Genomic DNA, 24,982 nt, shown 5'->3' on the forward strand with positions numbered 1-24,982 from the left:
GTGGCGGAACTGTCGGGGCTCAGCGCTGGCTGATCTCGTCCATCGCCCCGGCCGGGATATGGAAGCCATCGGTGCTCATGATCTGGGCCAGATTGTCACGGATGAACTCCGGGCTCATCTGTTCGCGGTTGGTGACGCCCTTGCAGGCGCCGACAAAAACCCGCGCCACGCGGCCGGAGGAGGAGGAGAGAATCTCGCCGGTCAGGCTGCACGACTCATGGGCCAGATAGGCGACGGTGTGCGCGACCAGTTCGGGGTCCATGGCGGCTGCCCGCTCTCCCATCAGATCCTCGGTCATGCGGGTGCGTGCGCCGGGCGCCAGCACGTTGCACTTGATGTTGTATTTGGCACCTTCCAGGGCCAGCGTCTTGGTGAGACCGACGATGCCCATCTTGGCCGCCGAGTAGTTGGTCTGTCCGAAGTTGCCGAACAGGCCGGCGGCCGACGAGGTGTTGATGACGCGGCCGAAGTTCTGCTCGCGCATCAGCTCCCAGGCGGCATGGGTGGTCCAGACGCAGCCCTTGAGGTGCACGTCGATCACCGGGTCGAACAGCTCCGGTGACATGTTGCGGAAGGATTTGTCGCGCAGGATGCCGGCATTGTTGACGATGATGTGGACCGCGCCAAAGGCCTTGAGCGCGGCATCGACGATCGCCTTGCCGCCGGCCTGGGTGGCGACGGTGTTGGCATCAGCCACCGCTTGGCCGCCCAGCGCCTTGATCTCCTCGACCACCTTCTGGGCGGGGGTCTGTGACGAACCGCTGCCGTCGACCGCGCCGCCGAGGTCATTGACCACCACCTTGGCGCCACGGGAGGCCAGCAGCAGCGCATGGGCGCGGCCGAGACCGCCGCCGGCACCGGTGACTATGGCGACTTTGCCATCGAATCGCATGTCTGACATGGGAACGCTCCTTGATTGTTATCTCTGTTATGGGGGCAGGCGGCTGGCGCCCACCGGTCTAATCTACCCACACCGTGAGGGAGGGTAAAGGGCACACGGTGATGCCTGCCTGCAACCGGCTTCCTCATGAACCCCAGAAGGTCATGGTGCCGATGGCACCGAGCCGGCCGCTGCTGGCACCGAACAGCAGCACCTGGTTGGTGATCGCCTCGCTCTGACGCTTCAGGCAGTGGCCAAAGGCGATCACCTGTTCACCGGCGAGACTCTGGCAGAAGTTCACCTTCAGATCGACGGTGGCGGCACGGCCACGCTGAATCTGACCAAAGGAGCAGAACACCCCGGCATCATCGAGCAGCAGCAGTACCGCACCGCCGGCCAGCGCACCCTCATGGTCGCGATTGGAGGCGAGATCATCGAGCGTGAAGCGCACCCGGCTCTGGTCGAGCCCCAGCACCTGCAACCCCTCGGCATGGCGGGCGACATTGCCCTTGATCATCTCTCCGATCTGATTCAGCGCCAGCGGACTTTTCACCGCCAGCTCATGCAGCAGCGCGCTGTCGAGTTCGACCGCCTCTTCATCCGCCGGGGCGATGCGGAACAGCGTGTGGGCGCGGGCGACACACTGCCGGTTCTGGTTCTGCACCTCGACATCGATGAAGGCCAGCGCCCGGGTCGCACGGATCAGGGTCGCGGTGGCGGTGAGGTCGGCCTCCTTGGCACCGATCATGTAATTGATCTGGATGTCGAGCGGGCGAATCTGCCTGATCGGGGTCTGGGCGAAGTGGAGCTTGCTCAGCAACTGGCCGGCGTCATGAATCAGGGTGCCGATCACGCCGCCATGGACCACGCCACCGGGGGCGTTGAGGTTGCGCTCGTCATAGCCGAGAAACAGGCTGACTGCGGCGGGCGTCGCTTCGAGCAGCTGGATGCCCACCCGGTTTGCCCAGCCATTATTGGCATAGAAGTCGAGCAGGGCGGTGGCGGTCTGATGGGATTGGGTCGCAGTGGTCATCTCCCTATTGTCTCCTTCAAGGGGTTGCTGGATGGCTGGATTATTGTTGTTTGCGCCGGGCCAAACATCCCATTGTCACCATTCGCTGCGCCATTGCAATCGGCAGCCCTGCCGCTGTTTGCAGTGGTTTGCGGCAGAGCCGGTGGCAAGCGGCGTGATGGCGAACTGGCCGCGCTGGCGACCTTGTAGCCGGCACGAATGCATCCATATTAGAGTACCGTGCAGATTGACCATGTTGACCATGAATCACCCGTCCCTCACCGCGAAGTGACGCTGAACCATGCAATTCAAGGATTATTACCAGATTCTCGGCCTCTCCCGTGATGCCACCCAGGAGGAGATCAAGCGCGCCTACCGCAAGCTGGCGCGCAAGTACCATCCCGACGTCAGCAAGGCCGAGGATGCCGAGGCACGGTTCAAGGAGGTCGGCGAAGCCTACGAGGTGCTGAAGGATCCGGAAAAGCGGGCCGCCTATGACCGTTTTGGTGAACATTGGCGTGAAGGCCAGGATTTCACCCCGCCGCCCAATTGGGACAGCGGCTTCGAGTTCACCGGTGGTGGCTTTACCGACCATGATCCGCAAGGTTTCAGCGACTTCTTCGAACAGCTGTTCGGCCGAGCTGGACCTCGTCGCGCTGGCCGGGGTCGAGCCGCGCGCCACGCCGAGGATCACCACGCCAGGATCACCATTACCCTTGAAGAGGCCTATCAGGGGGCGAGCAGGGAGGTGGTGCTGCAACGGCCTACCATCAACCGTGCCGGCCACCTGGAGATGCAGCCTCATGCGCTGCGGCTGCGCATTCCCAAGGGGGTTCGCGAGGGGCAGAAGATTCGGCTCTGTGGCCAGGGTGAGCCCGGCAATCCGGCCGGTGACCTCTACCTCGAAGTCTGCTTTGCCCCCCATCGGCTCTATCGGGTGGATGGGGCCGACATCCATCTGGAACTGCCGATCACCCCGTGGGAGGCCGCGCTCGGTGCCAGGGTCAAGGTGCCGACGCTGGGTGGAGTGGTTGAGCTGGCGATCCCCGAAGGGTCGCAAAGCGGGCGGAGGTTGCGGCTGAAGGGGCGCGGTCTGCCTGCCTCGCCGGCGGGTGACCAGTATGTGACCCTGAAGGTGGTGGTGCCGCCCGCCAGCAGTCAGGCGGCGCGTGAACTCTACCGCGCGATGGAGAAGACGATACCTTGCAGCCCGCGCAGCGAACTGGGGGTCTGAGCATGGCGACACAGGATGATGAAAAACAGGTGGCCGTGCTGATCGAGCACCATCAGTACCGCCTGGGTGAGCTGTGCCAGCAACTCGATGTCACCGCCGAGTGGGTGATGGCGATGGTCGGCGAAGCGATCGTTGAGCCGACAGGAGCGCCAATCAGCTGGTGTTTCAGCCACAGTGACCTCGAACGGCTGCGCAAGGCACGCAATCTCGAACGCGAGTTGCAGATCAATCTGCCCGGCATTGCGTTGGCGCTTGACCTGCTGGCTGAACTCGATGCACTGCGGCGGATTGTCCGGCTCTTGCCGCCGCTGGCTGATGCGGTGGACGATCCGCTGATCGAGCCAAAAGGGTAGTGTTTGCTGCGCTGGATGAGGGGGCGGGAAAAGATTTCGTCAGGATTGCGGCTGGTAAAGCCATTCTGAAATCAACGTGCTAGGCGCGGATGGTGAGCCTGTTCATGAATGAAATCGGCTTGGGGCCTGTGAAATTTTTCAGTGCAAGCATTGACATCTATTCACACAGGAAAAAATTTTGCGCATGCTGACTGTGAATTGCAAGAAACACTGGTTATTTCAGGCTTGATCAGCTCAACTCATTGTAAATAAACAACTATTTTATTGATCAAAAAACAACCTAAGAAAAAAATGCCTGCTGTTTCTTGAGTTAGCGTTGGACGCGGCTGAATTATCCAGAAAGTTATCCACAGAAAATGTGCATCAGAAATGACATCTGCATGACGTTTTCATGGCGGGAGAGGTGTCATTGAGAGACGGGGCAAAAAGCATCGCGCGCCGCAATGGCGCGCTCCAGTTGAAAGGATGAGCGTGAGGCGAGCTGGCCCTCAACTGCCGGCGTAGGCCTCGGCCTCGAAGTCGTCGGCGCTGCCATCGCGCACGCCGGCACTCTCGGCAAAGGTCTTGCCGTAGGTCTGCTGCATCGCAGTGGCAAAGGCTTCGTAGGGCATGTCGTCATACAGGCCGCGGTCGCGCACATACTCCATGTGGCGGTTGCCGGCCTGATCGAAGGGGTGAAACACCGAGTCGGTCTGGCCGTCATACTCCAGCGGCAGGATGTTGATCTTCTGGCAGAGCGAAAGATTGAAGGCCGGCGTGCTCTTGCTCCAGCGGCCATCGACATACATCAGGGTCTGGCCGTGGAAGACGAACAGATCGTTACCGCGCATCGACTCCTTGAGCCGATTGGAGGTGAGGTGGTTGCGCACGTCGGCAAAGCCGAGCCGACTCGGAATGCCCACCGCCCGCGCGCAGGCCGCGAGCAGAATCGATTTGGGCACGCAGAAGGATTCACCCCGTTGCGCCACCGTGCTGGCCTTCATCGCTTCCCGGCTCATGTCGGCCGCGTAGGGGTTGTAGCGGATCTGATCACGCACGGCATAGTAGAGGCGCACCGCGCGCTCCCGGCTCTCTTGGGCGCCGTCGATGGCGCGCATGGCGAACTCCACCACCGCCGGATGGTCGCTGTCGATGAAGTAGCTGGGTGCCAGCAGCGCGGCGTGGTCGGTCGAGTTCATGCGGGTTCTCCTGTGGGCAAATGCGGGTCCGTTGCGGCAAGCATAGCCAGAGCGACGAAAACCGACAACCGGCGGAATCCCGTCGACCTTGGGTGCTTGCCAGCGGGGCAAGGCTTGACAGCGGCCCCGGCAATTGGGCAGTCTGGCCATGGATTCACAGCAGCCGGCCGCGGGTCGGCACGATAATAAAAGAGTCCATCATCACCGCATGGGCAGTGCCCCATCGGTACCCTGAACACCGCTTGCGACTTCAGACCCGCCGTCTGAAGTCGATGAGGAGTTGCGCATGGACCAGCTGTTTGACGACGTTCGCATTCTCGATCTCTCCGAGGGGATCCCCGGTCCCTTTGCCAGCCGCATCTTTGCCGACTACGGCGCCGACGTCATCAAGGTCGAATCACCCGGCGGTGACCCGGCACGGCGGCATGGCCCCTTTCCGGGTGACCGCCCCGATCCAGAGGCCAGTGCACTCTTTCTGCATCTCAACCGCAACAAGCGTGGCATCACGCTCGACATCACCAGTGCCAGTGGTGCGGAGCTGCTGCGCAAACTGGTGAAGAGTGCCGACATTGTGGTGGAGAGCTTCGCGCCCGGCCATCTGGCCGCCTGCGGTCTCGGCTTCGAGACGCTGCGTGAGATCAAGCCCGATCTGGTGCTGGCCAGCCTGACCCCCTTTGGCCAGGATGGCCCCTATGCCGGCTATCAGGGCAACGACATCATCTACTACGCCCTGGGCGGCATGAACATGACCGGGGATGCCGAGCTCTATCCGATCAAGAAGGCCGCCTCGATGGTCGAGCATCAGGTGGGCAACAATCTGGCGCTGGCGATGGCGGCCGGTTTCATGGCTGCCCGCTATCAGGGGCGTGGCCAGCACATCGATCTGGCCGCGGCCGAGGTGCAGCAGACCAGCGTCGACCGTCGCGCCCAATTGCTGCTGGGCCATGCCTACAGCGGAGAGTCGTCGAGTCGCGAGTCGCTCTCGGCCGGTGCGCTGCCCTCGGGCATCTTCCCCTGCCGCGATGGCTATGTGCAGGTGATGACCACCCCGGCCTGGGCGGAGCGGATGGCACGCACCCTCAACCGGCCCGACTTCATGAAACGGCTGGCCGAACCGGGCGCACTCTACAGCATGGAGTTCAAGGCCGAGATCGACGCGGTGTTCCAGCCCTGGCTTGCGGCCCACACCCGGCATGAGCTGTTCCAGCAGGCGCTGGCCAACCAGTGGCCGGTCTATCCGATCAACACCATCAAGGATCTGATGGAGGATGCCCACTTCCGCAGCCGTGAATTCTGGATCGAACAGGAGCATCCGGTGGTCGGCCCGCTGACCTATCCGGGCCCCTTGGCCCGCATGGAGAGCGGCTTTGCGCTGCGCTGGCCATCGCCACGACTGGGCGAGCACAACCAGGCCATCTACGGCACTGAACTGGGTTTGAGCGGCGCCGAACTGAGCCGCCTCAAGGCCGCCGGCGTCATCTGAGAGTCACGGAGAACACAACATGAACAGTGCATTGCCTCTGAGTGGCATCCGGGTCCTCGATCTGACCGTGGTCTGGGCCGGACCGGCCGCCACCCAGCATCTGGCCGACCTCGGTGCCGAGGTGATTCGAATCGAATCGGCCCACCGGGTGCCCTCCAGCACCCGTGCCCAGCCCCATGTCACCGCGGACATGGTGAAGCGCATGGGCATGCTGTCGCGCATGTCCTACCCCGGTGGCGAGCCGCAGCCGCAACCCTACAACCGCACCAGCTCCTTCAACGTGCTCAACCGCAACAAGCTGAGCGCGACCATGGAGCTCGACACCCCCGAGGGCAAGGAGGGCTTTCGCCGGCTGGTCGAGATCTCCGACATCCTGGTCGAGAACAACGCCCAGCGCATCGGCGACCGGCTCGGTTTCAGCTGGAAGGAGCTCAGTGCGATCAACCCCAAGCTGATCCTCTGCCGGATGCCACCCCTCGGCTTGACCGGCCCCTATGCCAACTACCTCGGCTTTGGTGCCCACTTCGAGGCGCTCTCCGGACTCACCTGGCTGCGCGCCTACCCCGATGCCGACCCATCGCGCACCTCGCCCACCTTTCACATGGACGATGTCAGCCCGACGGTGGCGGCCTTCATGATCCTGGGTGCGCTGCATCGGCGGCGGCGCACCGGCGAGGGCGGATTGATCGAGATTCCCCAGGCCGAGACCATGCTGCATCAGATCGGTGATGTGGTGCTCGACTACAGCATGAATAACCGCACCCTGCCGCCGCCCGGCAACCGCCACCACCTCTATGCACCGCAGGGCTGCTACCGCTGCCAGGGTGACGACCAGTGGGTGGTGCTGAGTGTGCGCGACGATGGCGACTGGCAGCGGCTGGTGCAGGCCATCGGCGCGCCGGAGTGGGCCCGCGATCCGGCCTACGCCACCGTCAATGGCCGCCATGCCCACCATGACCAGATCGACCACCATCTGAATGGCTGGACCCACTCCCGCAACAAGCTCGAAATCTTCCACCTGCTGCAGGAGCATGGCGTGCCGGCCGCGCCGGTGCAGAACGAGGCCGACACCTTCGCCGACCCGCAGGTCAACCACCGCGGGCTGCTGCGTCCATTGCGCCAGGAGAGCACCGGCGTCTACAACCATCCACGGCAGGCCTATCTCTTCTCCGACATGGAACTGCGCTGGGAGCGCGGTGCGCCGACGCTCGGTGAAGACAACACCTATGTCTACAAGGAGCTGCTCGGCTACTCGGAGCAGGCCTACCGTGACCTCGAGGCGCGTGGCCTGATCGGCACCAACTATGCGGTGGAGCGCCCCGGCGGCCCGGGCAGCGCCGAAGCGGGCGACTGACTGCATGGACAGCGTCGAAGGGTGCACGAGTGGTTGACACCGGCAGCAGATGGCGAACCTGAACAGCCAGATCCGGCCGGTTGCGCAGGGCGATGGCGCAGCCCTTGCCGACATCTACAACCACTACATCGCCAACACGCTCATCACCTTCGAAGAGCAGCCGCTCGACGCCAGCGACATGACCGGGCGCATCGACGAAGTGGCGGCCGCCGCGCTGCCCTGGCTGGTGGCCGAGCGGCAGGGGCGGATCGTCGGCTACGCCCATGCCAGCCGCTGGAAAGGGCGGTGCGCCTACCGCTTCACCGTCGAGAGCACGGTCTACCTCGACCCTGTCGCTGTCGGGCAGGGCGTTGGCAGCCAGCTTTACCGAGCGCTGCTCGACCGGTTGCGCGACCGCGCCATCCATGTGGCCATTGCCGGCATCGCACTGCCGAACCCGGCCAGCGTGGCCCTGCATGAGCGGTTCGGATTCCGCAAGGTCGGCCATTTCCAGGAGGTCGGCTTCAAGTTCGATCGATGGATCGATGTCGGCTACTGGCAGGTGCTGCTGTGAATGGAGGCTGCGCTCAGCGCGCCGACGCAGATGACCCGCACCGCGATTGACAGCGCTCTGCTGCTTCGCAATATTGCCGCAGAGCCTGTCCCGATCCATGTGCAACAGGGATTCCGCCATGAAAAGATCCGCTTCATCGACCGCCCTTGACGAGGCCTACCGCAGCGAGGTCAAACGCAGCACCTTTCTCGATCCACGGCAGAACTTCGCGCCGCACAGCGTCGAGACCGAGTTCCGCTACGATCCGCTGACTGGGCAGAGCAGCCGCATCTGCCACTTCTCCCGCGACAAGATGCCGGCACCCGACCTCAGCAGGATGGTCGAGGAGTCCAAGGGCTTCTGTCCCTTCTGTCCTGGCCTGATCGAGAAGGTGACGCCGCACTATCCGCCGGAGCTGCTGGCGGAGGGCTTTCTCACCTGTGGCTCGGCGCGGCTCTTCCCCAACCTCTTTCCCTATGACGATGTCAGTGCGGTGGCCGCCATCACCGACCAGCACTTCGTGCCGATGGATGATTTTCCGGTCGAGGTGATCGCCAACGGCCTCAATGTCGCCCGCGCCTTCTTCGAGCGGCTCGAAGCAGCGCCGACACCGCGCGAGGTGCCCTTCTTCAACATGGTGACCTGGAACTACATGCCCCCCTCGGGCAGTTCACTGATCCATCCGCACATGCAGGTGCTCTCCACCAGCAATCCGGGCAATGCGCTGCGCCGCGAACTGGCCGCCGAGGCGGCCTACTTCGAACGCAGCGGCCGACCCTTCCATGCCGACCTGCTCGACCATGAGCGCCGTCATGACAAGCGCTGGATCGGCGAGCATGGCGGCGTGCAGTGGCTGGTGCCCTATGCGCCAGTGGGGATGATCGGCGACTGCCAGGCGATCTTCCCCGGCAAGGCGACGCTCAGCGACCTGAGTGCCGATGAGATCCTCTACTTTGCCCGCGGTCTGCACACGCTGCTCAAATGCTTTGCCGACTATGGATTGTGGAGCTTCAACCTCGCCTTCTTTCCGGCCGCCATCGGCAGCGCGCCCGATCGCCACTGGCTCAATGCCCGGGTGGTGCCGCGCATCTTCGTCAACCCGATGACCAGCGCGGCCGATGCCTCCTACCTGCAGTTCGTGATCGAGGAGCGGGTCGCCATGGTCTACCCCGAGGTCACTGCCATGCGGCTGCGCGAAGGCTGGAACCTCGGATGAACCGATGACCCCGCCCGACGACGCACTCGATACACTGCGAGCATGGCTGCTCGACAGCCGCTCGACGGTCATCTTCACCGGCGCTGGCATCAGCACCGAGTCGGGCATTCCCGACTTCCGCAGCCCCGGCGGCCTCTGGGGCCGCTACCGGCCGATCGATTTCGGCGAGTTCATGGCCAGCGAGGCGAAGCGGCGCGAGTCGTGGCGGATGCGTTTCGCGCTGGAAAATGAGGGACTGTTCGGTCAGGCCCAGCCCAACATCGCCCATCGGCGCATCGCCGAATGGGTCGAGCAGGGCCGGGTCGGATGCGTCATCACCCAGAACATCGATGGCCTGCACCAGGCCGCCGGCGTCCCCGGCGCGCAGTTGATCGAGCTGCACGGCAACAACCAGCATGCCTGCTGTCTGGAGTGTCACAAGCGGTTCGAACTGGCGCCGATCCGCGCCAACTTCATGCGCGACGAGAGCGTGCCCTACTGCGACCGCTGCGGCGGCATCGTCAAAAGCGCGGTGATCTCCTTCGGCCAGCCGATGCCCGAGGCGCAGATGCGTCGGGCCCAGGCCGTCAGCCTCGGCTGCGAGCTGTTCATCGTCATCGGCTCATCACTGCTGGTCCATCCGGCGGCGGATCTGCCGGCACTGGCCAAAGGGCGCGGCGCCCGGCTGGTGATCATCAACCGCGAACCGACGCCGCTGGATCAACTGGCCGACCTGGTGCTGCCGTGGCAGATCGGTCCGACCTTGGCCGGGATCGATCTGCCCGATCGTTGACCTGCATCGGATCCCAGTGCCTTTTTTGATGGTCACGGACCGAGTGACCACGCTCCACTTTTCTCGATGCTCAGCAACGACGCAGGCCTGTTTGCCCGCTTCGACCCCTGACCGCTGACGCGCAGGCGATGCTGTGCGGGACACTGCTCGGTCGCTCTCGATAAAAAAGAATAAGATAATAAAAAAATATTATTTTTTGATATATAAGTGCGCCTTTACCATGTTGCCATCTGGTCATCACCCCGATACAGCACTCAAGAGGCCGCCATGAGTAACCACACTTCGGAACGATCTGGACGACGCGTCGGTGATGCCGACGATGCAATCCTTGCCGAGATCAAAAGAGAACTCGATTCGATTCAGTTCGGCTCGGTGGAGATCCAGATTCACAACGGCCAGGTCGTGCAGATCGAGCGTCGTGAAAAAAAGCGCTGGCAGAGCGAGCGACGCACACCATAGCCAGTAACCGGTTCCAGACCGGCTCAAACTTCAATCCAATCAACTGACCGGACCACCGGAGGTGACACATGACGACAGGAGATCGACATGTCATTTCATCGCAGGTGGTGGGTCGCACCATCACGCTACAGAAACTCGCTGCAGAGACAGGCTCCGCTGGTGGTGATCGCCGGGGTTGCACTCTCGGCCAACGCCTTCGCCGGCTTTCCGACGCTTTATGGAAAGATCTATCTGACCGCCAATCAGTATGATCTGGAAAAGCTCGATTTCGCACCGCTGCCGCCACCGGCTACCGGTTTCAGGCACAGCGGTGCCATCGGTACGACACAGGAGTTGAAAACCACGGCGCTGGAGAGTACAGGTTCACGCTTGGGGATACAGGGTGACTTCGATGCAAACGCCGACATCACCCTCTTTTACCGTCTGGAATATGGCATCGACGTCGACAATGGCACCAACAGCAATGGGCGCGAGCTGAGCCAGCGCAACATCTACGGCGGCCTGCGCGGCGACTGGGGTGCGGTTCTCGCCGGCAAGAACGATACCCCGCTCAAGAGCCTGCAAACCAACACGATCAAGCGCAGCGACATCGACCGCTTCAACGATTTTCCGCTGGGTGACATTGGCACCTACATCGTTGGCGAAAACCGTCCCGACAATGTCATCCAATACAGTTCACCGATTCTGTTCGGGGGGCTTGAGATCAATGTCGCCGCTGTCCAGGCAGAAGAGACTGGGGTGGCGGTGAGTGCCACCAACCAGCAGAACGACAATGGCTTTGCCTCGGGTCGATCGGTCTCGCTGAGTTACGGCAAGGCCGACTGGTTCGTGGGAGTTGCCGCCGACTCCAACATCTCGACCACCGATGCCTTGCGTTTCGTAGGGGAAATCACCCTGGGTCCGGTGAAACTGGGAGACATCTATCAAACGGCAGAGGCCCATGATGATGTGGATGTTCTCGGTGGTTTTTCGACCTTCGTCGGCACCAGCGGCACGACGGTGGGGGCGCAGAATGGCCTCAATCCGCTCTCCGAATGGGATGGTGCATCGGGCAACGCCTTCAAAAAACAGCGTGGGCACATTCTGAATGGGCAGTGGAAGATTTCCGGGCCTTGGGTGGGCCGAGTCCAGTATGCCCACTCCAGCACCACGCCGAGCAATGCCAGCTATGCCGATGTCGACCTGGATGGGTACGTTTTGGGTCTGGATTATAACCTCAATGCCACGACCCGCCTCTTCATCGCCGCCGCCACGGTGAAAACCGAGGGAGATGAGCGCATCGGGGCGGATGCCGTCACCGATTCCACTGCGGCGCTCGGCTTCGACCTGCGTTTTTGATCACACGACTCTGGAGAACAGTCTGATGAAACTGATTGAAAAATTGAGTGCGGCCCTGTTGATCGGTCTTCTGGCCAGCAGCGCGACGGCGAAGGAGATCAAACTGCTGAACGTCTCCTATGACCCGACGCGGGAACTCTATCGGGAATTCAACGCGGCCTTCGCCAGGCATTGGAAGGAACGCAGCGGCGACAGCGTCAGCATCGATCAATCGCATGGTGGATCGGGTGCGCAGTCACGTGCCGTGATCGATGGACTGAAGGCCGATGTGGTCACGCTGGCCTTGGCGGGTGATATCGATGCCATCGCCAAATCGGGCAGGCTGCTGCCGAACGAGTGGATCGGCCGATTGCCGAACAACTCCGCACCCTACACCTCGACCATCGTCTTTCTGGTCCGCAAGGGCAACCCCAAACAGATCAAGGATTGGAATGACTTGGCCAGAGCCGGTGTGGAGGTCATCACCCCCAACCCCAAAACCTCGGGCGGCGCGCGCTGGAACTATCTGGCGGCCTGGGCTTTCGCGGAAAAGAAGCAGGGACAGAACCCGGCAGGTGCGAAGGAGTTCGTCCGCGCGATCTACAAGAACGTTCCGGTGCTGGACACCGGTGCCCGCGGTTCGACCACCACCTTCGTCAGGCGTGGCATTGGTGATGTGCTGATCACCTGGGAGAACGAAGCCTTTCTGGCGATCAATGAACTGGGTGCCGACAAGGTGGAGATCGTGGTGCCGAGCTTCTCCATCCTGGCGGAACCCTCGGTGGCGGTCATCGATGAAAATGCCAAGGCCAATGGAACGGCCGAGGTCGCCCGCGCCTATCTGGAGTACCTCTACAGCAAGGAGGGTCAACAGATTGCTGCAAGACACCACTATCGGCCGCGCGACAGCGAGGTGGCCGCCGCCCATGCCGGAAGTTTTCCGAAACTGGATCTGGTCACCATCGAGGAGGTCGGTGGCTGGGCCAGGGTCCAGGCGGAGCATTTCGGTGATGGCGGCATCTTCGATCAGATTTATCAGTGATCCATCGATCTCACCCTTCCCTCATCGCCTGCAACTGGACCACCACCGATGGCTGAAATCACCCCCGTGGCGCTGGCAGCGGCGCCACCTTCCTTCACCCGCAGCCAGCGGCGCTGGGTCAGCCGATCGGCCCTGCCGGGCTTCGGCCTTTCGCTGGGCTTTGCCACCTTCTATGCCAGCCTGATCGTGTTCATTCCGCTGGCTGGGCTGCTCCTCAAGTCGATGGAGCTCAGCTTGCCAGAGTTGTGGAGTGTCATCAGCAACCCTCGCTCGCTGGCCAGTTACCGGCTGACCTTCGGCACGGCACTGATCGCGGCCGCTCTCAATGGCTGCTTCGGACTGGTGGTGGCCTGGGTACTGGTGCGCTATGACTTCTTTGGAAAGCGGGTGGTCGATGCACTGGTCGACTTGCCCTTTGCACTGCCGACGGCCGTGGCCGGAATTGCCCTGACTGCGCTTTACGCACCGGATGGCTGGGTCGGGCGCTGGTTTGCCATGGCGGAGATCAAGATCGCCTACACTTGGCTCGGCATCACGGTGGCGCTGACCTTCATTGGTCTGCCCTTCGTCGTGCGCACCGTGCAGCCGGTATTGGCCGATCTGGAGGCCGAGGTCGAGGAGGTGGCAGCGAGCCTCGGCGCTTCACGCTGGCAGACCTTCAGTCGCGTCATCCTTCCGGCACTGCTGCCCTCACTGCTGACCGGCTTTGCCCTGGCCTTTGCCCGGGGCGTTGGTGAATACGGCTCGGTGGTCTTCATCAGCGGCAACATGCCGTACCGCACCGAAATCACGCCGCTGCTGATCATGACCAAGCTCGAGCAGTTCGATTACGCCGGTGCCGCGGCGCTCGGCATGACCCTGTTGCTGTTTTCATTCATTTTTCTGTTGTTGATCAACCTGCTCCAGCACTGGAGCCACCGACGCGCCGGAGGTTGAACATGGGCGGCACGGTTTCATCACTGGGTCTGGGGCGGCGAGGCAGTGCAGGGTTCGCAATCCGCGAACCAGCCTGGGTGCGCGGCACGCTGACTGCCATTGCGCTGGTTTTTTTGGCCCTGTTTCTGCTTTTGCCGCTGATCCTCGTCTTCAGCGAGGCCTTCTCCAGGGGTCTGGAAGTCTATCTCGCGGCGATCAGCGAACCGGCGGCACGCCACGCCATCTGGCTCACCTTGGTCGCGGCAGCGATCGCGGTGCCCTGCAACCTGATCTTCGGTCTGGCGGCGGCCTGGGCCATCGCCAAGTTCGACTTTCGTGGCAAGCAGTTGGTCATCACCCTGATCGATCTGCCCTTTGCAGTCTCACCGGTGATCGCGGGCCTGATCTACATGTTGCTGTTCGATCGTCAGGGCCTGTTGGGAGCCTGGCTCAGTCAGCATGACATTCAGATCATGTTCGCGCTTCCCGGCATCGTGCTGGCGACGATGTTCGTGACCTTTCCATTCATTGCCCGGGAGTTGATTCCACTGATGCAGGAGCAGGGCAGGGAGCAGGAGGAGGCGGCCATTACGCTGGGCGCCAGCGGCTGGAAAATGTTCCGCCATGTCACCCTGCCTTCGATCAAATGGGGATTGCTCTACGGGCTGATTCTTTGCAATGCCAGGGCCATGGGGGAGTTCGGAGCGGTAAGCGTGGTTTCCGGCAAGATTCGCGAGCAGACCAGCACACTGCCCCTGCACATCGAGATTCTGTACAACGAATATCAATTCGCCGCCGCCTTCGCCACCGCATCACTGCTGACCCTGTTGGCACTGGGCACGCTGGTGCTGAAAAGCCTGCTGGAATGGCGATCGGCGCGAGAACATACCTTGGTGGAACACGGTGCTCCATTGACAGAGTTCAAAAAGAGTTCAAAAGGGGGAGTTCGATGAGCATTCAGGTTGAAAGTCTGCACAAGAAATTCGGCGATTTCACTGCCCTCGACAATGTCACGTTGGAGTTCCCCAGTGGCGAATTGGTTGCACTGCTGGGCCCTTCCGGCTGTGGCAAGACCACCTTGCTGCGCATCATTGCCGGGCTGGAAAGCCCCGATTCGGGCAGTGTTGCGTTCTTTGGCGAAGAGACCACCCAGTTGCATGTGCGCGAACGTCATGTCGGTTTCGTGTTTCAGCACTATGCGCTGTTCCGACACATGACGGTCTTCGACAATGTGGCATTCGGTCTCAGTGTGCGTCCCAAAAAACATCGGCCGGACAAAGCCACCATTGTCAGACGGGTGCATGAGTTGCTCGAACTGGTCCAGCTCGACTGGCTGGCCGACCGCTATCCCCACCAACTGTCGGGCGGACAGCGCCAGCGCATTGCCCTGGCCCGCGCACTGGCGGTCGAGCCGAGGGTGCTCTTGCTGGATGAGCCCTTTGGCGCCCTGGATGCCAAGGTCCGCAAGGATCTGCGGCGCTGGCTGCGCACACTGCATGATGAGCTGCACATCACTTCGATTTTCGTCACCCATGACCAGGAAGAGGCGATGGAGGTGGCCGATCGGATCGTCGTGCTCAACAAGGGGCGCATCGAACAGACCGGCACACCGGACGAGATCTACAACGATCCGGCCACGCCATTCGTGTATGACTTCATTGGCCATGTGAATCTGTTCCACAGCCGTGTCGACCATGGCTGGGCGCACATTGGCGATTACAGAGTGGCGGCACCCGAGCATCACGACATTCGCGATCAGGCGGCGGTGGCCTATGTGCGGCCGCATGACATCGAACTCAGCGAACAGCCAAGCGAGGGCGCCATGGCGGCGCGGATCGTCCATGTCAGCACGGCCGGTTCGGTGCTGCGCATCGAATTGCAATCGCAGCACAACAGTGATCTGCTGCATGTTGAACTGCCGCGGGCCCAGCAGCGTTCGCTCAATCTGACCGTTGGCGCCCAAGTGTTTGCGCGCCCGACCAGTTCGAAAGTCTTCTTGCAGGGGTGATAGAACTTTGCTATCGACCGCATCCAAAAAATCAATTGGAACCACGGAAAGAGCTTGAGTAGATTGGCAACTCTCATAGCCAAAGACCCAGGAGCACGCCATGTCCAACGAGCCCAAATGCCCCTTCCACGGCAGCCGCACCACCGCGGCTGCGCAGTCCAACAGCAACTGGTGGCCGAAGCGGCTGAACCTGAAGATTCTCAGCCAGCACTCGGCCAAGTCCGACCCGATGGACGCCGGCTTCGACTACGCCGCCGAGTTCGAGAAGCTCGATTACGCGGCGCTGAAGGCCGATCTGAAGGCCCTGATGACCGACTCGCAGGACTGGTGGCCGGCCGACTGGGGCCACTACGGCGGCCTGTTCATCCGCATGGCCTGGCACAGCGCCGGCACCTACCGCATCGCCGACGGTCGCGGCGGCGCCGGCACCGGTAACCAGCGTTTCGCGCCGCTGAACAGCTGGCCGGACAACGGCAACCTCGACAAGGCGCGCCGGCTGCTGTGGCCGATCAAGCGCAAATACGGCAAGCGCATCTCCTGGGCCGACCTGATGATCCTGGCCGGCAACGTGGCGCTGGAGTCGATGGGCTTCAAGACCTTCGGTTTCGGCGGCGGCCGCGAGGACATCTGGGAACCCGAGGAGGACGTCTACTGGGGCGCCGAGGCCGAGTGGCTGGCCACCTCGGACAAACCGAACAGCCGCTATTCGGGCAATCGCGAGCTGGAAAACCCGCTCGCGGCGGTGCAGATGGGCCTGATCTACGTGAATCCGGAAGGCCCGGACGGCAACCCCGACCCGGTGGCCTCCGGCCGCGACGTGCGCGAGACCTTCGCCCGCATGGCGATGAACGACGAGGAGACCGTGGCGCTGGTGGCCGGCGGCCACACCTTCGGCAAGGCGCACGGCGCCGGTGATCCGAAGCTCGTCGGCGCCGAACCCGAAGGCGCGGCGATCGAAGAAATGGGCCTCGGCTGGAAAAACGCCTTTGGCACCGGCAAGGGCGCCGACACCACCACCAGCGGCATCGAGGGCGCCTGGAAGCCGAACCCGACGCGCTGGGACAACGGCTACTTCGACATGCTGTTCGGATACGAGTGGGAACTGACCAAGAGCCCGGCCGGTGCGCACCAGTGGACGCCGAAAAACTGCAAACCCGAGCACCTGATCCCGGACGCGCACGACCCGTCCAAGAAGCACCCGCCGATGATGACCACGGCGGATCTCTCCCTGCGCTTCGATCCGATCTACGAGCCAATCGCGCGCCGCTTCTGGCAGAACCCGGACCAGTTCGCCGACGCCTTCGCCCGCGCCTGGTTCAAGCTGACGCACCGCGACATGGGGCCGCGCGGGCGTTATCTCGGCCCCGAGGTGCCGAGCGAGGTGCTGATCTGGCAGGACCCGGTGCCGGCCGGTCGGCGCGACTACGACGTGGCGGCGGTGAAGGCCAAAATTGCCGCCAGCGGCCTTGGCGTGAGCGATCTGGTCGCCACTGCCTGGGACAGCGCGCGCACCTTCCGCGGTTCGGACAAGCGCGGCGGCGCCAACGGCGCGCGCATTCGCCTCGCGCCGCAGAAGGACTGGGAAGCCAACGAGCCGGCGCGGCTGGCCCGCGTGCTGGGCGTGCTCGAAGGTATTGCCGCCGCGACCGGCGCCAGCGTGGCGGACGTGATCGTGCTCGGTGGCAACGTCGGCATCGAGCAGGCGGCCAAGGCGGCCGGGTCCGACATCACGGTGCCGTTCGCGCCCGGTCGCGGCGACGCGACGGCCGAGCAGACGGATGTGGAGTCCTTCGCCGTGCTGGAGCCGGCCGCGGACGGCTTCCGCAATTACATGAAAGCAGGCGTCACAAGCCCGGCCGAGGAGCTGCTGCTCGACCGCGCGCAGTTGCTCACGCTCACTGCGCCGGAGATGACCGTGCTGGTCGGCGGCCTGCGCGCGCTCGGCGCCGTGCACGGTGGCTCGCGGCACGGTGTTCTCACCACCCGCCCCGGCGTGTTGACGAACGACTTCTTCGTCAACCTGCTCGACATGGGCGTGGAGTGGAAGGCGGCCGGCGCGGGGCTCTACGAGGCGCATGATCGAGCCACCGGCGCCGTCAAGTGGACCGGCACGCGGGCGGATCTGGTGTTCGGCTCGAACGCCGAGCTGCGCGCAATCGCCGAGGTCTACGCCAGCGACGACGCGGCCGGGAAGTTCGTCCGCGACTTCGTCGCCGCCTGGGTCAAGGTGATGAATGCCGACCGGTTCGATCTGGGCTGATCGTCACGCCATCCAACCGGCGGCAGCGGGTACTGATTGGGTCGCCCGCTGCCGCCGCGTGGTGATGGAGGGCAATCTTACTGGGCGGTGTAGCCGCCATCGATCACCAGTTCGGAGCCGGTGACGAAGGCCGACTCATCCGAGGCGAGGAAGAGCACGCCATTGGCGATGTCCTGCGGCACCCCGAGCCGGCCGATCGGGTGCAGTGCAATCAGGTTCTGCCGGGCGGCCTCGGCCTGCGGCCCCTGCATGATGCGCTGGATCATCGGCGTGTCGATGAAGCCCGGATGGACCGAATTGACGCGGATGCCATATCCCGCCTTGGCACAGTAGAGCGCCGCCGATTTTGTCAGCAGCCGCACCCCGCCCTTGCTGGCATTGTAGGCGCCACTGCCGGGTGAGCCGATCAGCCCCATGATCGAGGAGATATTGATGATCGAGCCGCCCCCGCTCTGCTTCAGCGCACGGATGCCATGCTTGACGCCGAGAAAGACCCCGTCGAGGTTGATGCTCATCAGATGGCGCCAGTCGGCCAGGCTGCCTTCTTCGGCATCGACGCTGGCGGCAATGCCGGCGTTGTTGACCAGGATGCTGAGCCGGCCGAACTGATTCAGCGTCTGTCCCATCACCTCCTGCCAGCTCGACTCGTCGGCCACATCGTGCGGCAGGGCAATGGCGCGGCCACCCTGCGCACGAATCTCGGCCGCGACCGCCTCGGCGCCGGCGATGTTGAGGTCGGTGACGGCAACGGCGGCGCCTTCGCGCGCCATGGTCAGGGATTGGGCCCGCCCCAGGCCCGAGGCCCCGCCGGTCACCAGTGCGAACTTGTCTGCGAGTCGCGTCATGGCTGAATGCTCCTTGTTGTGGTTATTGTCGAGGTCCGGAACTCAGCAATTCCAGGTTCCGTCTGCTGCATCCTACCCAAAACCATGCCAGGCTCGAAACAGCGCATCGATTGCGTTTTGCCGGCGCGGCTGCTTCCATACGGGTGCGGGCCGGGCAGTTCGCCGCACGATGACAGCCATGACAATAACAGGAGCCTCTATATGGAAGTCTGGAAAATCGGCGCGGCAACCATCACCCGGGTGGTCGATCTGGTCAGCCGCATTCCGGCCACCGCGCTGGTGCCCGATGCCACGCTGGAGAATCTGGCGCCACTGATGCACTGGCTCAAGCCGCACTTTCTCAACGATGACGGCACCTTTGCGCTCAGCATCCACACCTTTCTGATCGAGTCGTGCGGTGCCCGCATTCTGGTCGACACCTGCATAGGCAACCACAAACCGCGTGGATTGCCGGACTGGAACATGCGCGAGGGGCGATATCTCGAAGAGCTGGCCAGCCTCGGCGCGCCGCGCGAGTCGATCGACCGGGTGCTCTGCACCCACCTGCATGTCGACCATGTCGGCTGGAACACCATGAAGTCAGGAACGCAGTGGTTGCCCACCTTTCCCAATGCCCGCTATCTGATCGGCGAGGCGGAGTGGGGCTACTGGCAAAACGAAGAGGATCCCTTCGGCAAGGAGGCCCGTGCCGACTCCATCCTGCCGATCTTCGCTGCCGGCCTGGTCGATCTGGTCGATGCCAATCACCGCATCAACGACGAGGTCTGCCTGATTCCCACCCCGGGTCACACGCCGGGCCATGTCAGTGTCATGGTCACGTCACAGGGTGCACGGGCGGTCATCACCGGCGACATGCTGCACCATCCGCTGCAGGTGGCACGACCGCAGTGGCGTGACATCGCCGATGTCGACCCCGATCAGGCGCGAGCGACCCGCCATGAGTTTCTCAACCGCTTCAGCGATGGCGCCACCCTGGTGCTGGGCACCCACTTCGCCACGCCGACCGCCGGGCGCATCGTGCGCGATGGCGACAGCTACCGCTTCGAGGTGTGACCCCACAGCAAGTGGTTGATCTGCATCAGCCGTGCAACGTTCGCGCAACGTATCATTTAACATGAGCGACGAGGCGATGGCACCCAGACATCGCCATTGCCACTGCCCGGCTGATGGGGCATCAACATGAGATTGAGGAGCGAATCGATGGAGCTGGCCTTTCACACCACCGATGTCTTTACCAACCACCCCTTTGGCGGCGCCCAGGTGGCGGTCTTTCCGGTTGCGGATGGTCTGGAACCTGAGCAGATGCAGCAGATCGCCAGTGAGATGAACCTGTCGGAAACGCTGTTCGTGCTCTCGACCGACACCCCCCAGCAGCGGCGGGTGCGCATTTTCACACCGGACCGTGAGGTCGATTTCGCCGGCCACACGGTGCTGGCCGCTGGCCATGTGCTGGGCTCCATCGGCGCCATCCCGTTGCAGGAGGGCGACACCCGGCTCGATCTGCTACACAACTTCGGTCCGGTGGAGGTGCACCTCACCGTCAGTCAGAGCCAGCCCAACTTCGTGCAGTTCACCCATACGGTGCATCCGGTGGTCGACCGCTTCGTTCCGACCGATGAAGAGCTGGCGGCGATCCTCTCGCTCGAGCGCCGCGCCATCGGCTTGGACAAGTTCCGGCCGCTGCTGGTCTCCTGTGACCATCCCTATCTGATCGTGCCGCTGCGCTCACTGGATGCACTGCAGCAGGCCCGCTTCAACCACGGCGCCTGGGCCGAATCGCTCGCCCCCTCGATGCTGGCCCAGCAGATCCTGCTGTTCTGCCGCCAGACCGAAAGCAGCGAGGCCAACTTCCATGCCCGGCTGGTGGGACCGCAGGTCGGCCCCCACGACGACCCGCCGGTCGGGGCGGCACTGCCCGCCTTTGCCGCCTACCTGGCCGAACAGCCCAGCACGCGCCAAGGCACCTACACCTTTACCGTCGAGCGTGGCTTCGACGCCACCCGCAAGAGCCTGCTCCATGCCGAGATGGACAAAAAGCCCGGCAAGGGGCTGAAGCTGCGGGTCGGCGGCAGCGTGGTTTCGGTGACGTCGGGCACGCTGCATCTGCCCGGGTAGGGATTTTTCTCGACGCGGCTCAGAAAAACAGGGTTCGACGATGCAACACCCTCGGCTCAGCGCCGATTTGCAGGCGCAACTGGTCGCCGTCGTGGGTGCGGAACATCTGCTGCTCGACGAACAGATCCACGGCTATCTGGCCGACACTCTGGGCAGCAGGCGCCAACTGCTGGGAGTGGTGCGACCGGCTTCGACCGGGCAGGTGCAGGCGGTGGTGCGGCTGGCCGGTGACCATGGTCTGCCGCTCTACCCGATCAGCAGCGGACGCAACTGGGGCTACGGCAGCGCGCTGCCGGTGACCGACGGCTGCCTGCTGGTCGATCTGTCGCGCATGAAGCGGATTCTGCATCTCGACCCCGATCTGGCGCTGCTGACCGTCGAACCGGGGGTGACCCAGGGCGATCTGTGGCGCCATCTGCAACAGCAGCCACGGCGCTTTCTGGTGCCGGTGACCGGCGCCGGGCCCGATTGCAGCCTGATCGGAAACGCGCTGGAGCGCGGCTATGGCATCACCCCGGTGGCCGACCACTGTGCCGCGATCCAGTCGCTCGAAGCGGTGCTGCCCGATGGCACCCTCTACCGAGGGGCGCTGGCCACGCTCGGCCATGACGAGATCGAGGGCTGCTTCAAATGGGGTATCGGTCCCCACCTCGATGGACTCTTCAACCAGAGCAACCTCGGCATCGTCACCCGGATGACCTTTCAACTGGTGCCCGAACCGCAGTCGATGTTGGCGCTCTACTTCTGGCTCGATGACGACCAGAAGCTGGCGGCAGCGGTGCAGGCGATCCAGCAGCTGCTGCACCGGCTGCCGGGTCTGCTCGGCGGCGTCAACCTGATGAACAGCCGGCGGCTGCTGTCGATGATGGAGCCCTATCCGCACGAACAAATTGCGCCCGGCGGCATCATGTCCGATGCATTGGTGCAACAACTGGCGCGGCGAAACCGGGTGTCGGCCTGGATGGGTTTTGGGGCGCTTTACGGCGAGAAGCCGCTGCTGCGGGCCGCCCGCAAGGTGATTGCCCGCCAGTTGAAGGGGGTGGCGAGCCGGACACTGTTCCTGGCCCCCTCGACCATCCACCGGCTGCTGCCGTGGACCCAGCGGCTGCCCGGTGCGCCGGGGCGTCATCTGGCCGGTCTGGTCGAGACGCTCGACCGCAGCCTGCGGGTGGTGGCCGGCGAACCGAGCGAGATCGCCCTGCCACTGGCCTACTGGCGCAGCCGGCAGCCGCTGCCGGCGGGTGACTACCACCCGGCCCGCGATGGCTGTGGCTTGATCTGGTACGCGCCGCTGGTGCCGATGCGGCCGGAGGCGGTGGCGCGCTATCGGGAGATGGTCGAACGCATCTGCCCCGAACATGGCATCGAGCCGCTGATCACCTTTACGTCGATCTCGCCGCGCTGCTTCGACAGCACGGTGCCGATCCTGTTCGACCGCAGCGATGCGGTGGCGACCGCCCGCGCCCGCGCCTGCTACGACGCCCTGCTGGCGGCTGGACGTCAGCAGGGTTTCTTTCCCTATCGGCTGCATGTCGATGCGATGTCGGCGTTGATCGATGCCGACACCCCGCACTGGCGGATGGCGCTGAAGATCAAACAGGCGCTCGATCCGCGTGGGATCATCGCGCCGGGCCGTTACGCGCCGCTCGGCGAATCCGACTCCTGACCTTGCATCCCCGATGCTGGCTGAGCGCTTTGCAGATGTCGCCAGCGTGCCGGCGTGAAACAGGCCAGCAGCGGCGGCAGAAACAGCAGATTGGTGCCGAGTGCCAGCAGCATGATCAGCGTCGTCATCAGCCCGAGCTGGGCATTCTGGGTGAAGTCGGAGACCATCAGCACCGCAAAGCCGCAGCAGAGCGACAGGCTCGACACCACCACCCCGGGACCGGCTTCGCGATAGCTGTAGAGGGTTGCCTCGGCATGGGCATGACCCTGCGTCCGGCGTGCCTGGTCATATTTGTCGATCAGATGGATGGTGTTGTCGACGATGATGCCGAAGGTCATCGACAGCACCATCGACAGCGCCAGCCCCACCTCGGCCACACAGAACCACCAGATCGCAAAGGCATAGAAGGCCGGCACCATGTTGGGCACCAGGCCGACAAGGCTGATCTTCCATGACCTGAAGGCCAGCAGCAGCGTCAGCGCCATCAGCAGCTTGGCGACGACGGCACCATAGAGCATATAGCGGGTGTTGCGGTCGGTCATGTGCGCCAGCATCACCGACAGCCCCGAGCCTTGAGAGCGCATCTGCGGCGGCAGGTTGGCCTGCATCCACTGCTGCACCTGCTGGTCGAAGGCGATGGTCTCGACGGTGGAGAGCTTGTCGAGCGCCACGCTGACCCGGGTGCTCGACTTGTCGAAATTGAGCTGGTTGGTCAGATCGAGCCCGAATGGCAACGACATCTCATACAGCAGCAGATATTGGCTGGCCAATTCGCGGCTTTCGGGAATGCGGTAGTGGGCGGTCTCGCCCTGGTTCATCTCCTGATTCAGCTGCTTGAAGGTGTCGCTGATGCTGGCCACGTGCCGCACCCGTGGCTGGCTGCGCAGCCAGTGGGTGAAGGCATCCAGCTTCTGCAGAAACGCCGGTTCGGTGATGCCCATGTCACCCCCTGCGGCGAGCGGGTAGTCGATGAAGGTGACACCGGAGAGGTGCCGGTTGATCCAGTCGACATCCTGGCGGAATGGCACCTGTTCGGAGAACCAGTCGAGCGGGTTGTCACTGACCCGGTTGGCCATCGTCAATGGAATGGCCAGCACTGTCGAAATCCCCATGAACAGCAGCAGTGCCTTCTGGTGCCGGGTGGTACAGCGGCTCAGCCAGCACATCAGTGGGTCGAGCCGATCCTGCACGCTGCGGATCTCCACGCGGCGCTGCATGAAGGTGGCGACCGGCGCCAGCAGCAGGAAGGTGAGGATGAAGGTCACGGTCTGACCGATGGCGACGATGTTGCTCATCAGCCGATAGGGTGGCGAGTCGCTGAAGTTGACGGCCAGAAAACCGACCACCGTGGTGAAGGCGGTGAGGAACATCGGCATGAAGTTGGCGGTGATGCTCTGCGCCATCGCCTCGAGCGGCTGCACGCCCTTTTGCAGGCGGTGAAAATAGGCCAGCAGCAGGTGGACCGCATTGGCAATGGCGATCGGCATGATCATCGCCGAGCCGGCGATGCTGTCAGGCGTCAATCTGACCCCGAACCAGCCGACGGTGCCGAGCGCGACCGTCACCGAAAAGAGCATCAGCAGCACCACCAGCAGCACCGACCACAGGTGTGGAATGGCCAGGGCGATCATCAGTGTCATCACCAGCAGCACCAGCGGAAACAGCCGGGTGGTGTCCTGCGAGGTCGCCTCCGGAAAGGCCTGATTGGTGATCAGCTGCCCGCCGAGATGGAATTCGACATCGGGATGCTGGCGCGCGAAGCGCTCGACCAGTGCGCGGGTTGCACCCACCGCCGCGGCGGTCTCGGCCAGGTCATCCTGGTGTGGCAGCGTGAAGGAGATGTTGACCGCGGTCGCCTGCGCATCGGTTGCCAGCAGCAGGCCACGCAGCCGCGGCTCCTGCAGCGCGACCTGCCGCCGCTGGGCAATGGTGGCCTCATTCATCCGGTCGAGGTGGGCGAAGAGCGGCTCCACCACCAGCTCATCGCCTTCGGCCCGGCTGTACTGGAAGTTGGTGATCGAGTCGACGCGGTGGCTGTAGGGCAGGCTCCAGCCGGCGGTGGTCAGTGCCTCGATCAGCGCCAGCAGTGGCCGGTTGAACAGATCGCCCTGCCTGGCCCGAATCGCGATCAGGATGTTGTCATTGTTCGAATAGTCGGCCTGAATCCTGTTGTAGGCGGCCAGTTGCGGATCGGTGGCGGAAAAGTATTCGCGGTAGTCGACCGTGAGACTGAGAAAGCGGATGCCGTAGCTGCCAAACACGATCAGCAGCAGCATCGAGACGATGGAAAAGGTGCGGTGCTGAAGAATTTTCCTGGTGAGGTTGATGTTCATATGCGGGG

The 24,982-nt window shown here is 63.3% G+C and carries 24 protein-coding genes; 18 read left to right on the plus strand and 6 right to left on the minus strand.

Annotation, left to right across the window (positions count from 1 at the left end):
* Positions 1–19: 19 nt before the first annotated feature.
* The 3 genes from H7A13_00905 to H7A13_00915 form a co-directional block, all read right to left on the minus strand.
* Entirely contained in the window at positions 20–901 is an 882-nt protein-coding gene (locus tag H7A13_00905; GenBank protein MCP5331911.1) for an SDR family oxidoreductase, read from the minus strand.
* A gap of 124 nt (positions 902–1,025) precedes the next feature.
* The gene (locus tag H7A13_00910; protein ID MCP5331912.1) at positions 1,026–1,913 is read right to left on the minus strand and encodes a hotdog fold thioesterase; all 888 of its coding nucleotides are present in this window, start codon (positions 1,911–1,913) and stop codon (positions 1,026–1,028) included.
* A 75-nt stretch (positions 1,914–1,988) separates the two neighbouring features.
* Positions 1,989–2,156 carry a hypothetical protein gene (locus H7A13_00915; GenBank protein MCP5331913.1) on the minus strand — a complete coding sequence of 56 codons (168 nt, stop codon included), beginning with the start codon at positions 2,154–2,156 and terminating at the stop codon, positions 1,989–1,991.
* A gap of 37 nt (positions 2,157–2,193) precedes the next feature.
* Here H7A13_00915 and H7A13_00920 point away from each other — a divergent pair, with 37 nt between their 5' ends.
* Both H7A13_00920 and H7A13_00925 read left to right on the plus strand, forming a co-directional pair.
* The gene (locus H7A13_00920; protein MCP5331914.1) at positions 2,194–3,126 is read left to right on the plus strand and encodes a DnaJ domain-containing protein; all 933 of its coding nucleotides are present in this window, start codon (positions 2,194–2,196) and stop codon (positions 3,124–3,126) included.
* Positions 3,127–3,128: 2 nt separating this feature from the next.
* Positions 3,129–3,479: a hypothetical protein gene (locus H7A13_00925; protein ID MCP5331915.1), complete on the plus strand. Its 351-nt coding sequence runs from the start codon at positions 3,129–3,131 to the stop codon at positions 3,477–3,479.
* Positions 3,480–3,967: 488 nt separating this feature from the next.
* On the opposite strand, the gene H7A13_00930 is transcribed toward H7A13_00925, so the two are convergent.
* Positions 3,968–4,657, minus strand: a complete 690-nt coding sequence (locus tag H7A13_00930) for a transglutaminase family protein (protein MCP5331916.1) — start codon at positions 4,655–4,657, stop codon at positions 3,968–3,970.
* 286 nt (positions 4,658–4,943) lie between these two features.
* Between H7A13_00930 and H7A13_00935 the strand changes: the two genes are divergently transcribed.
* The 13 genes from H7A13_00935 (at position 4,944) to katG (ending at position 18,015) form a co-directional block, all read left to right on the plus strand.
* On the plus strand, positions 4,944–6,140 hold the full coding sequence (locus tag H7A13_00935; GenBank protein MCP5331917.1) for a CoA transferase: 1,197 nt from the start codon (positions 4,944–4,946) through the stop codon (positions 6,138–6,140).
* A 19-nt stretch (positions 6,141–6,159) separates the two neighbouring features.
* Positions 6,160–7,494, plus strand: coding sequence for a CoA transferase (locus H7A13_00940; protein MCP5331918.1), 1,335 nt, complete (start codon positions 6,160–6,162; stop codon positions 7,492–7,494).
* 49 nt (positions 7,495–7,543) lie between these two features.
* Complete coding sequence (locus H7A13_00945; GenBank protein MCP5331919.1) at positions 7,544–8,047, plus strand: N-acetyltransferase; 504 nt, start codon at positions 7,544–7,546, stop codon at positions 8,045–8,047.
* A complete protein-coding gene (locus tag H7A13_00950) occupies positions 8,048–8,197 on the plus strand; it encodes a hypothetical protein (protein MCP5331920.1) in 150 nt (49 codons plus the stop codon).
* Positions 8,166–9,242 (plus strand): hypothetical protein, encoded by a 1,077-nt coding sequence (locus H7A13_00955; GenBank protein ID MCP5331921.1) that lies wholly within the window; start codon positions 8,166–8,168, stop codon positions 9,240–9,242. Before H7A13_00950 ends, H7A13_00955 begins: the two co-directional genes overlap by 32 nt.
* A gap of 4 nt (positions 9,243–9,246) precedes the next feature.
* Complete coding sequence (locus H7A13_00960; protein ID MCP5331922.1) at positions 9,247–10,014, plus strand: NAD-dependent deacetylase; 768 nt, start codon at positions 9,247–9,249, stop codon at positions 10,012–10,014.
* Positions 10,015–10,281: 267 nt separating this feature from the next.
* Complete coding sequence (locus H7A13_00965; protein ID MCP5331923.1) at positions 10,282–10,473, plus strand: YezD family protein; 192 nt, start codon at positions 10,282–10,284, stop codon at positions 10,471–10,473.
* A gap of 87 nt (positions 10,474–10,560) precedes the next feature.
* Positions 10,561–11,811 (plus strand): porin, encoded by a 1,251-nt coding sequence (locus H7A13_00970; protein ID MCP5331924.1) that lies wholly within the window; start codon positions 10,561–10,563, stop codon positions 11,809–11,811.
* 25 nt (positions 11,812–11,836) lie between these two features.
* On the plus strand, positions 11,837–12,832 hold the full coding sequence (locus tag H7A13_00975; protein MCP5331925.1) for a sulfate ABC transporter substrate-binding protein: 996 nt from the start codon (positions 11,837–11,839) through the stop codon (positions 12,830–12,832).
* A 48-nt stretch (positions 12,833–12,880) separates the two neighbouring features.
* Positions 12,881–13,768 (plus strand): sulfate ABC transporter permease subunit CysT, encoded by an 888-nt coding sequence (gene cysT, locus H7A13_00980; GenBank protein ID MCP5331926.1) that lies wholly within the window; start codon positions 12,881–12,883, stop codon positions 13,766–13,768.
* A gap of 2 nt (positions 13,769–13,770) precedes the next feature.
* Positions 13,771–14,700 (plus strand): sulfate ABC transporter permease subunit CysW, encoded by a 930-nt coding sequence (gene cysW, locus H7A13_00985; GenBank protein ID MCP5331927.1) that lies wholly within the window; start codon positions 13,771–13,773, stop codon positions 14,698–14,700.
* Positions 14,697–15,755, plus strand: a complete 1,059-nt coding sequence (locus tag H7A13_00990) for a sulfate ABC transporter ATP-binding protein (GenBank protein ID MCP5331928.1) — start codon at positions 14,697–14,699, stop codon at positions 15,753–15,755. Before cysW ends, H7A13_00990 begins: the two co-directional genes overlap by 4 nt.
* A 100-nt stretch (positions 15,756–15,855) precedes the next feature.
* A complete protein-coding gene (katG, locus tag H7A13_00995; protein ID MCP5331929.1) occupies positions 15,856–18,015 on the plus strand; it encodes a catalase/peroxidase HPI in 2,160 nt (719 codons plus the stop codon).
* Positions 18,016–18,092: 77 nt separating this feature from the next.
* Here the strand turns inward: katG and H7A13_01000 are convergent, their stop codons facing one another.
* A complete protein-coding gene (locus H7A13_01000; protein ID MCP5331930.1) occupies positions 18,093–18,860 on the minus strand; it encodes a glucose 1-dehydrogenase in 768 nt (255 codons plus the stop codon).
* A 201-nt stretch (positions 18,861–19,061) separates the two neighbouring features.
* On the opposite strand from H7A13_01000, the gene H7A13_01005 reads away from it, so the two are divergent.
* From H7A13_01005 to H7A13_01015, 3 genes are all read left to right on the plus strand, one after another.
* Positions 19,062–19,913: an MBL fold metallo-hydrolase gene (locus H7A13_01005; protein MCP5331931.1), complete on the plus strand. Its 852-nt coding sequence runs from the start codon at positions 19,062–19,064 to the stop codon at positions 19,911–19,913.
* A gap of 147 nt (positions 19,914–20,060) precedes the next feature.
* Positions 20,061–20,975: a PhzF family phenazine biosynthesis protein gene (locus H7A13_01010; protein MCP5331932.1), complete on the plus strand. Its 915-nt coding sequence runs from the start codon at positions 20,061–20,063 to the stop codon at positions 20,973–20,975.
* A gap of 40 nt (positions 20,976–21,015) precedes the next feature.
* A complete protein-coding gene (locus tag H7A13_01015) occupies positions 21,016–22,641 on the plus strand; it encodes an FAD-binding oxidoreductase (protein MCP5331933.1) in 1,626 nt (541 codons plus the stop codon).
* On the opposite strand, the gene H7A13_01020 is transcribed toward H7A13_01015, so the two are convergent.
* Complete coding sequence (locus H7A13_01020) at positions 22,611–24,974, minus strand: MMPL family transporter (protein ID MCP5331934.1); 2,364 nt, start codon at positions 24,972–24,974, stop codon at positions 22,611–22,613. The two genes, H7A13_01015 and H7A13_01020, sit on opposite strands and share 31 nt — an antisense overlap.
* Between the last annotated feature and the right edge of the window lie 8 nt (positions 24,975–24,982).

This window comes from Pseudomonadales bacterium (assembly GCA_024234215.1).
Classification (GTDB): Bacteria; Pseudomonadota; Gammaproteobacteria; order Pseudomonadales; family UBA5862; genus JACKOQ01.

Excerpts from the sequence above, each read along its gene's own strand:
- H7A13_00960 (MCP5331922.1), top strand. The coding sequence starts at position 9,247 with ATGACCCCGCCCGACGACGCACTCGATACACTGCGAGCATGGCTGCTC.
- H7A13_00965 (MCP5331923.1), top strand. The coding sequence starts at position 10,282 with ATGAGTAACCACACTTCGGAACGATCTGGACGACGCGTCGGTGATGCC.
- H7A13_00940 (MCP5331918.1), top strand. The coding sequence starts at position 6,160 with ATGAACAGTGCATTGCCTCTGAGTGGCATCCGGGTCCTCGATCTGACC.
- H7A13_00930 (MCP5331916.1), bottom strand. The coding sequence starts at position 4,657 with ATGAACTCGACCGACCACGCCGCGCTGCTGGCACCCAGCTACTTCATC.
- H7A13_00945 (MCP5331919.1), top strand. The coding sequence starts at position 7,544 with ATGGCGAACCTGAACAGCCAGATCCGGCCGGTTGCGCAGGGCGATGGC.
- H7A13_01005 (MCP5331931.1), top strand. The coding sequence starts at position 19,062 with ATGGAAGTCTGGAAAATCGGCGCGGCAACCATCACCCGGGTGGTCGAT.
- cysT (MCP5331926.1), top strand. The coding sequence starts at position 12,881 with ATGGCTGAAATCACCCCCGTGGCGCTGGCAGCGGCGCCACCTTCCTTC.
- katG (MCP5331929.1), top strand. The coding sequence starts at position 15,856 with ATGTCCAACGAGCCCAAATGCCCCTTCCACGGCAGCCGCACCACCGCG.
- H7A13_00950 (MCP5331920.1), top strand. The coding sequence starts at position 8,048 with ATGGAGGCTGCGCTCAGCGCGCCGACGCAGATGACCCGCACCGCGATT.
- H7A13_00955 (MCP5331921.1), top strand. The coding sequence starts at position 8,166 with ATGAAAAGATCCGCTTCATCGACCGCCCTTGACGAGGCCTACCGCAGC.
- cysW (MCP5331927.1), top strand. The coding sequence starts at position 13,771 with ATGGGCGGCACGGTTTCATCACTGGGTCTGGGGCGGCGAGGCAGTGCA.
- H7A13_00935 (MCP5331917.1), top strand. The coding sequence starts at position 4,944 with ATGGACCAGCTGTTTGACGACGTTCGCATTCTCGATCTCTCCGAGGGG.
- H7A13_00970 (MCP5331924.1), top strand. The coding sequence starts at position 10,561 with ATGTCATTTCATCGCAGGTGGTGGGTCGCACCATCACGCTACAGAAAC.
- H7A13_00920 (MCP5331914.1), top strand. The coding sequence starts at position 2,194 with ATGCAATTCAAGGATTATTACCAGATTCTCGGCCTCTCCCGTGATGCC.
- H7A13_01015 (MCP5331933.1), top strand. The coding sequence starts at position 21,016 with ATGCAACACCCTCGGCTCAGCGCCGATTTGCAGGCGCAACTGGTCGCC.
- H7A13_01000 (MCP5331930.1), bottom strand. The coding sequence starts at position 18,860 with ATGACGCGACTCGCAGACAAGTTCGCACTGGTGACCGGCGGGGCCTCG.
- H7A13_00915 (MCP5331913.1), bottom strand. The coding sequence starts at position 2,156 with ATGGTCAACATGGTCAATCTGCACGGTACTCTAATATGGATGCATTCG.
- H7A13_00975 (MCP5331925.1), top strand. The coding sequence starts at position 11,837 with ATGAAACTGATTGAAAAATTGAGTGCGGCCCTGTTGATCGGTCTTCTG.
- H7A13_00990 (MCP5331928.1), top strand. The coding sequence starts at position 14,697 with ATGAGCATTCAGGTTGAAAGTCTGCACAAGAAATTCGGCGATTTCACT.
- H7A13_00905 (MCP5331911.1), bottom strand. The coding sequence starts at position 901 with ATGTCAGACATGCGATTCGATGGCAAAGTCGCCATAGTCACCGGTGCC.
- H7A13_01010 (MCP5331932.1), top strand. The coding sequence starts at position 20,061 with ATGGAGCTGGCCTTTCACACCACCGATGTCTTTACCAACCACCCCTTT.
- H7A13_00910 (MCP5331912.1), bottom strand. The coding sequence starts at position 1,913 with ATGACCACTGCGACCCAATCCCATCAGACCGCCACCGCCCTGCTCGAC.
- H7A13_00925 (MCP5331915.1), top strand. The coding sequence starts at position 3,129 with ATGGCGACACAGGATGATGAAAAACAGGTGGCCGTGCTGATCGAGCAC.
- H7A13_01020 (MCP5331934.1), bottom strand. The coding sequence starts at position 24,974 with ATGAACATCAACCTCACCAGGAAAATTCTTCAGCACCGCACCTTTTCC.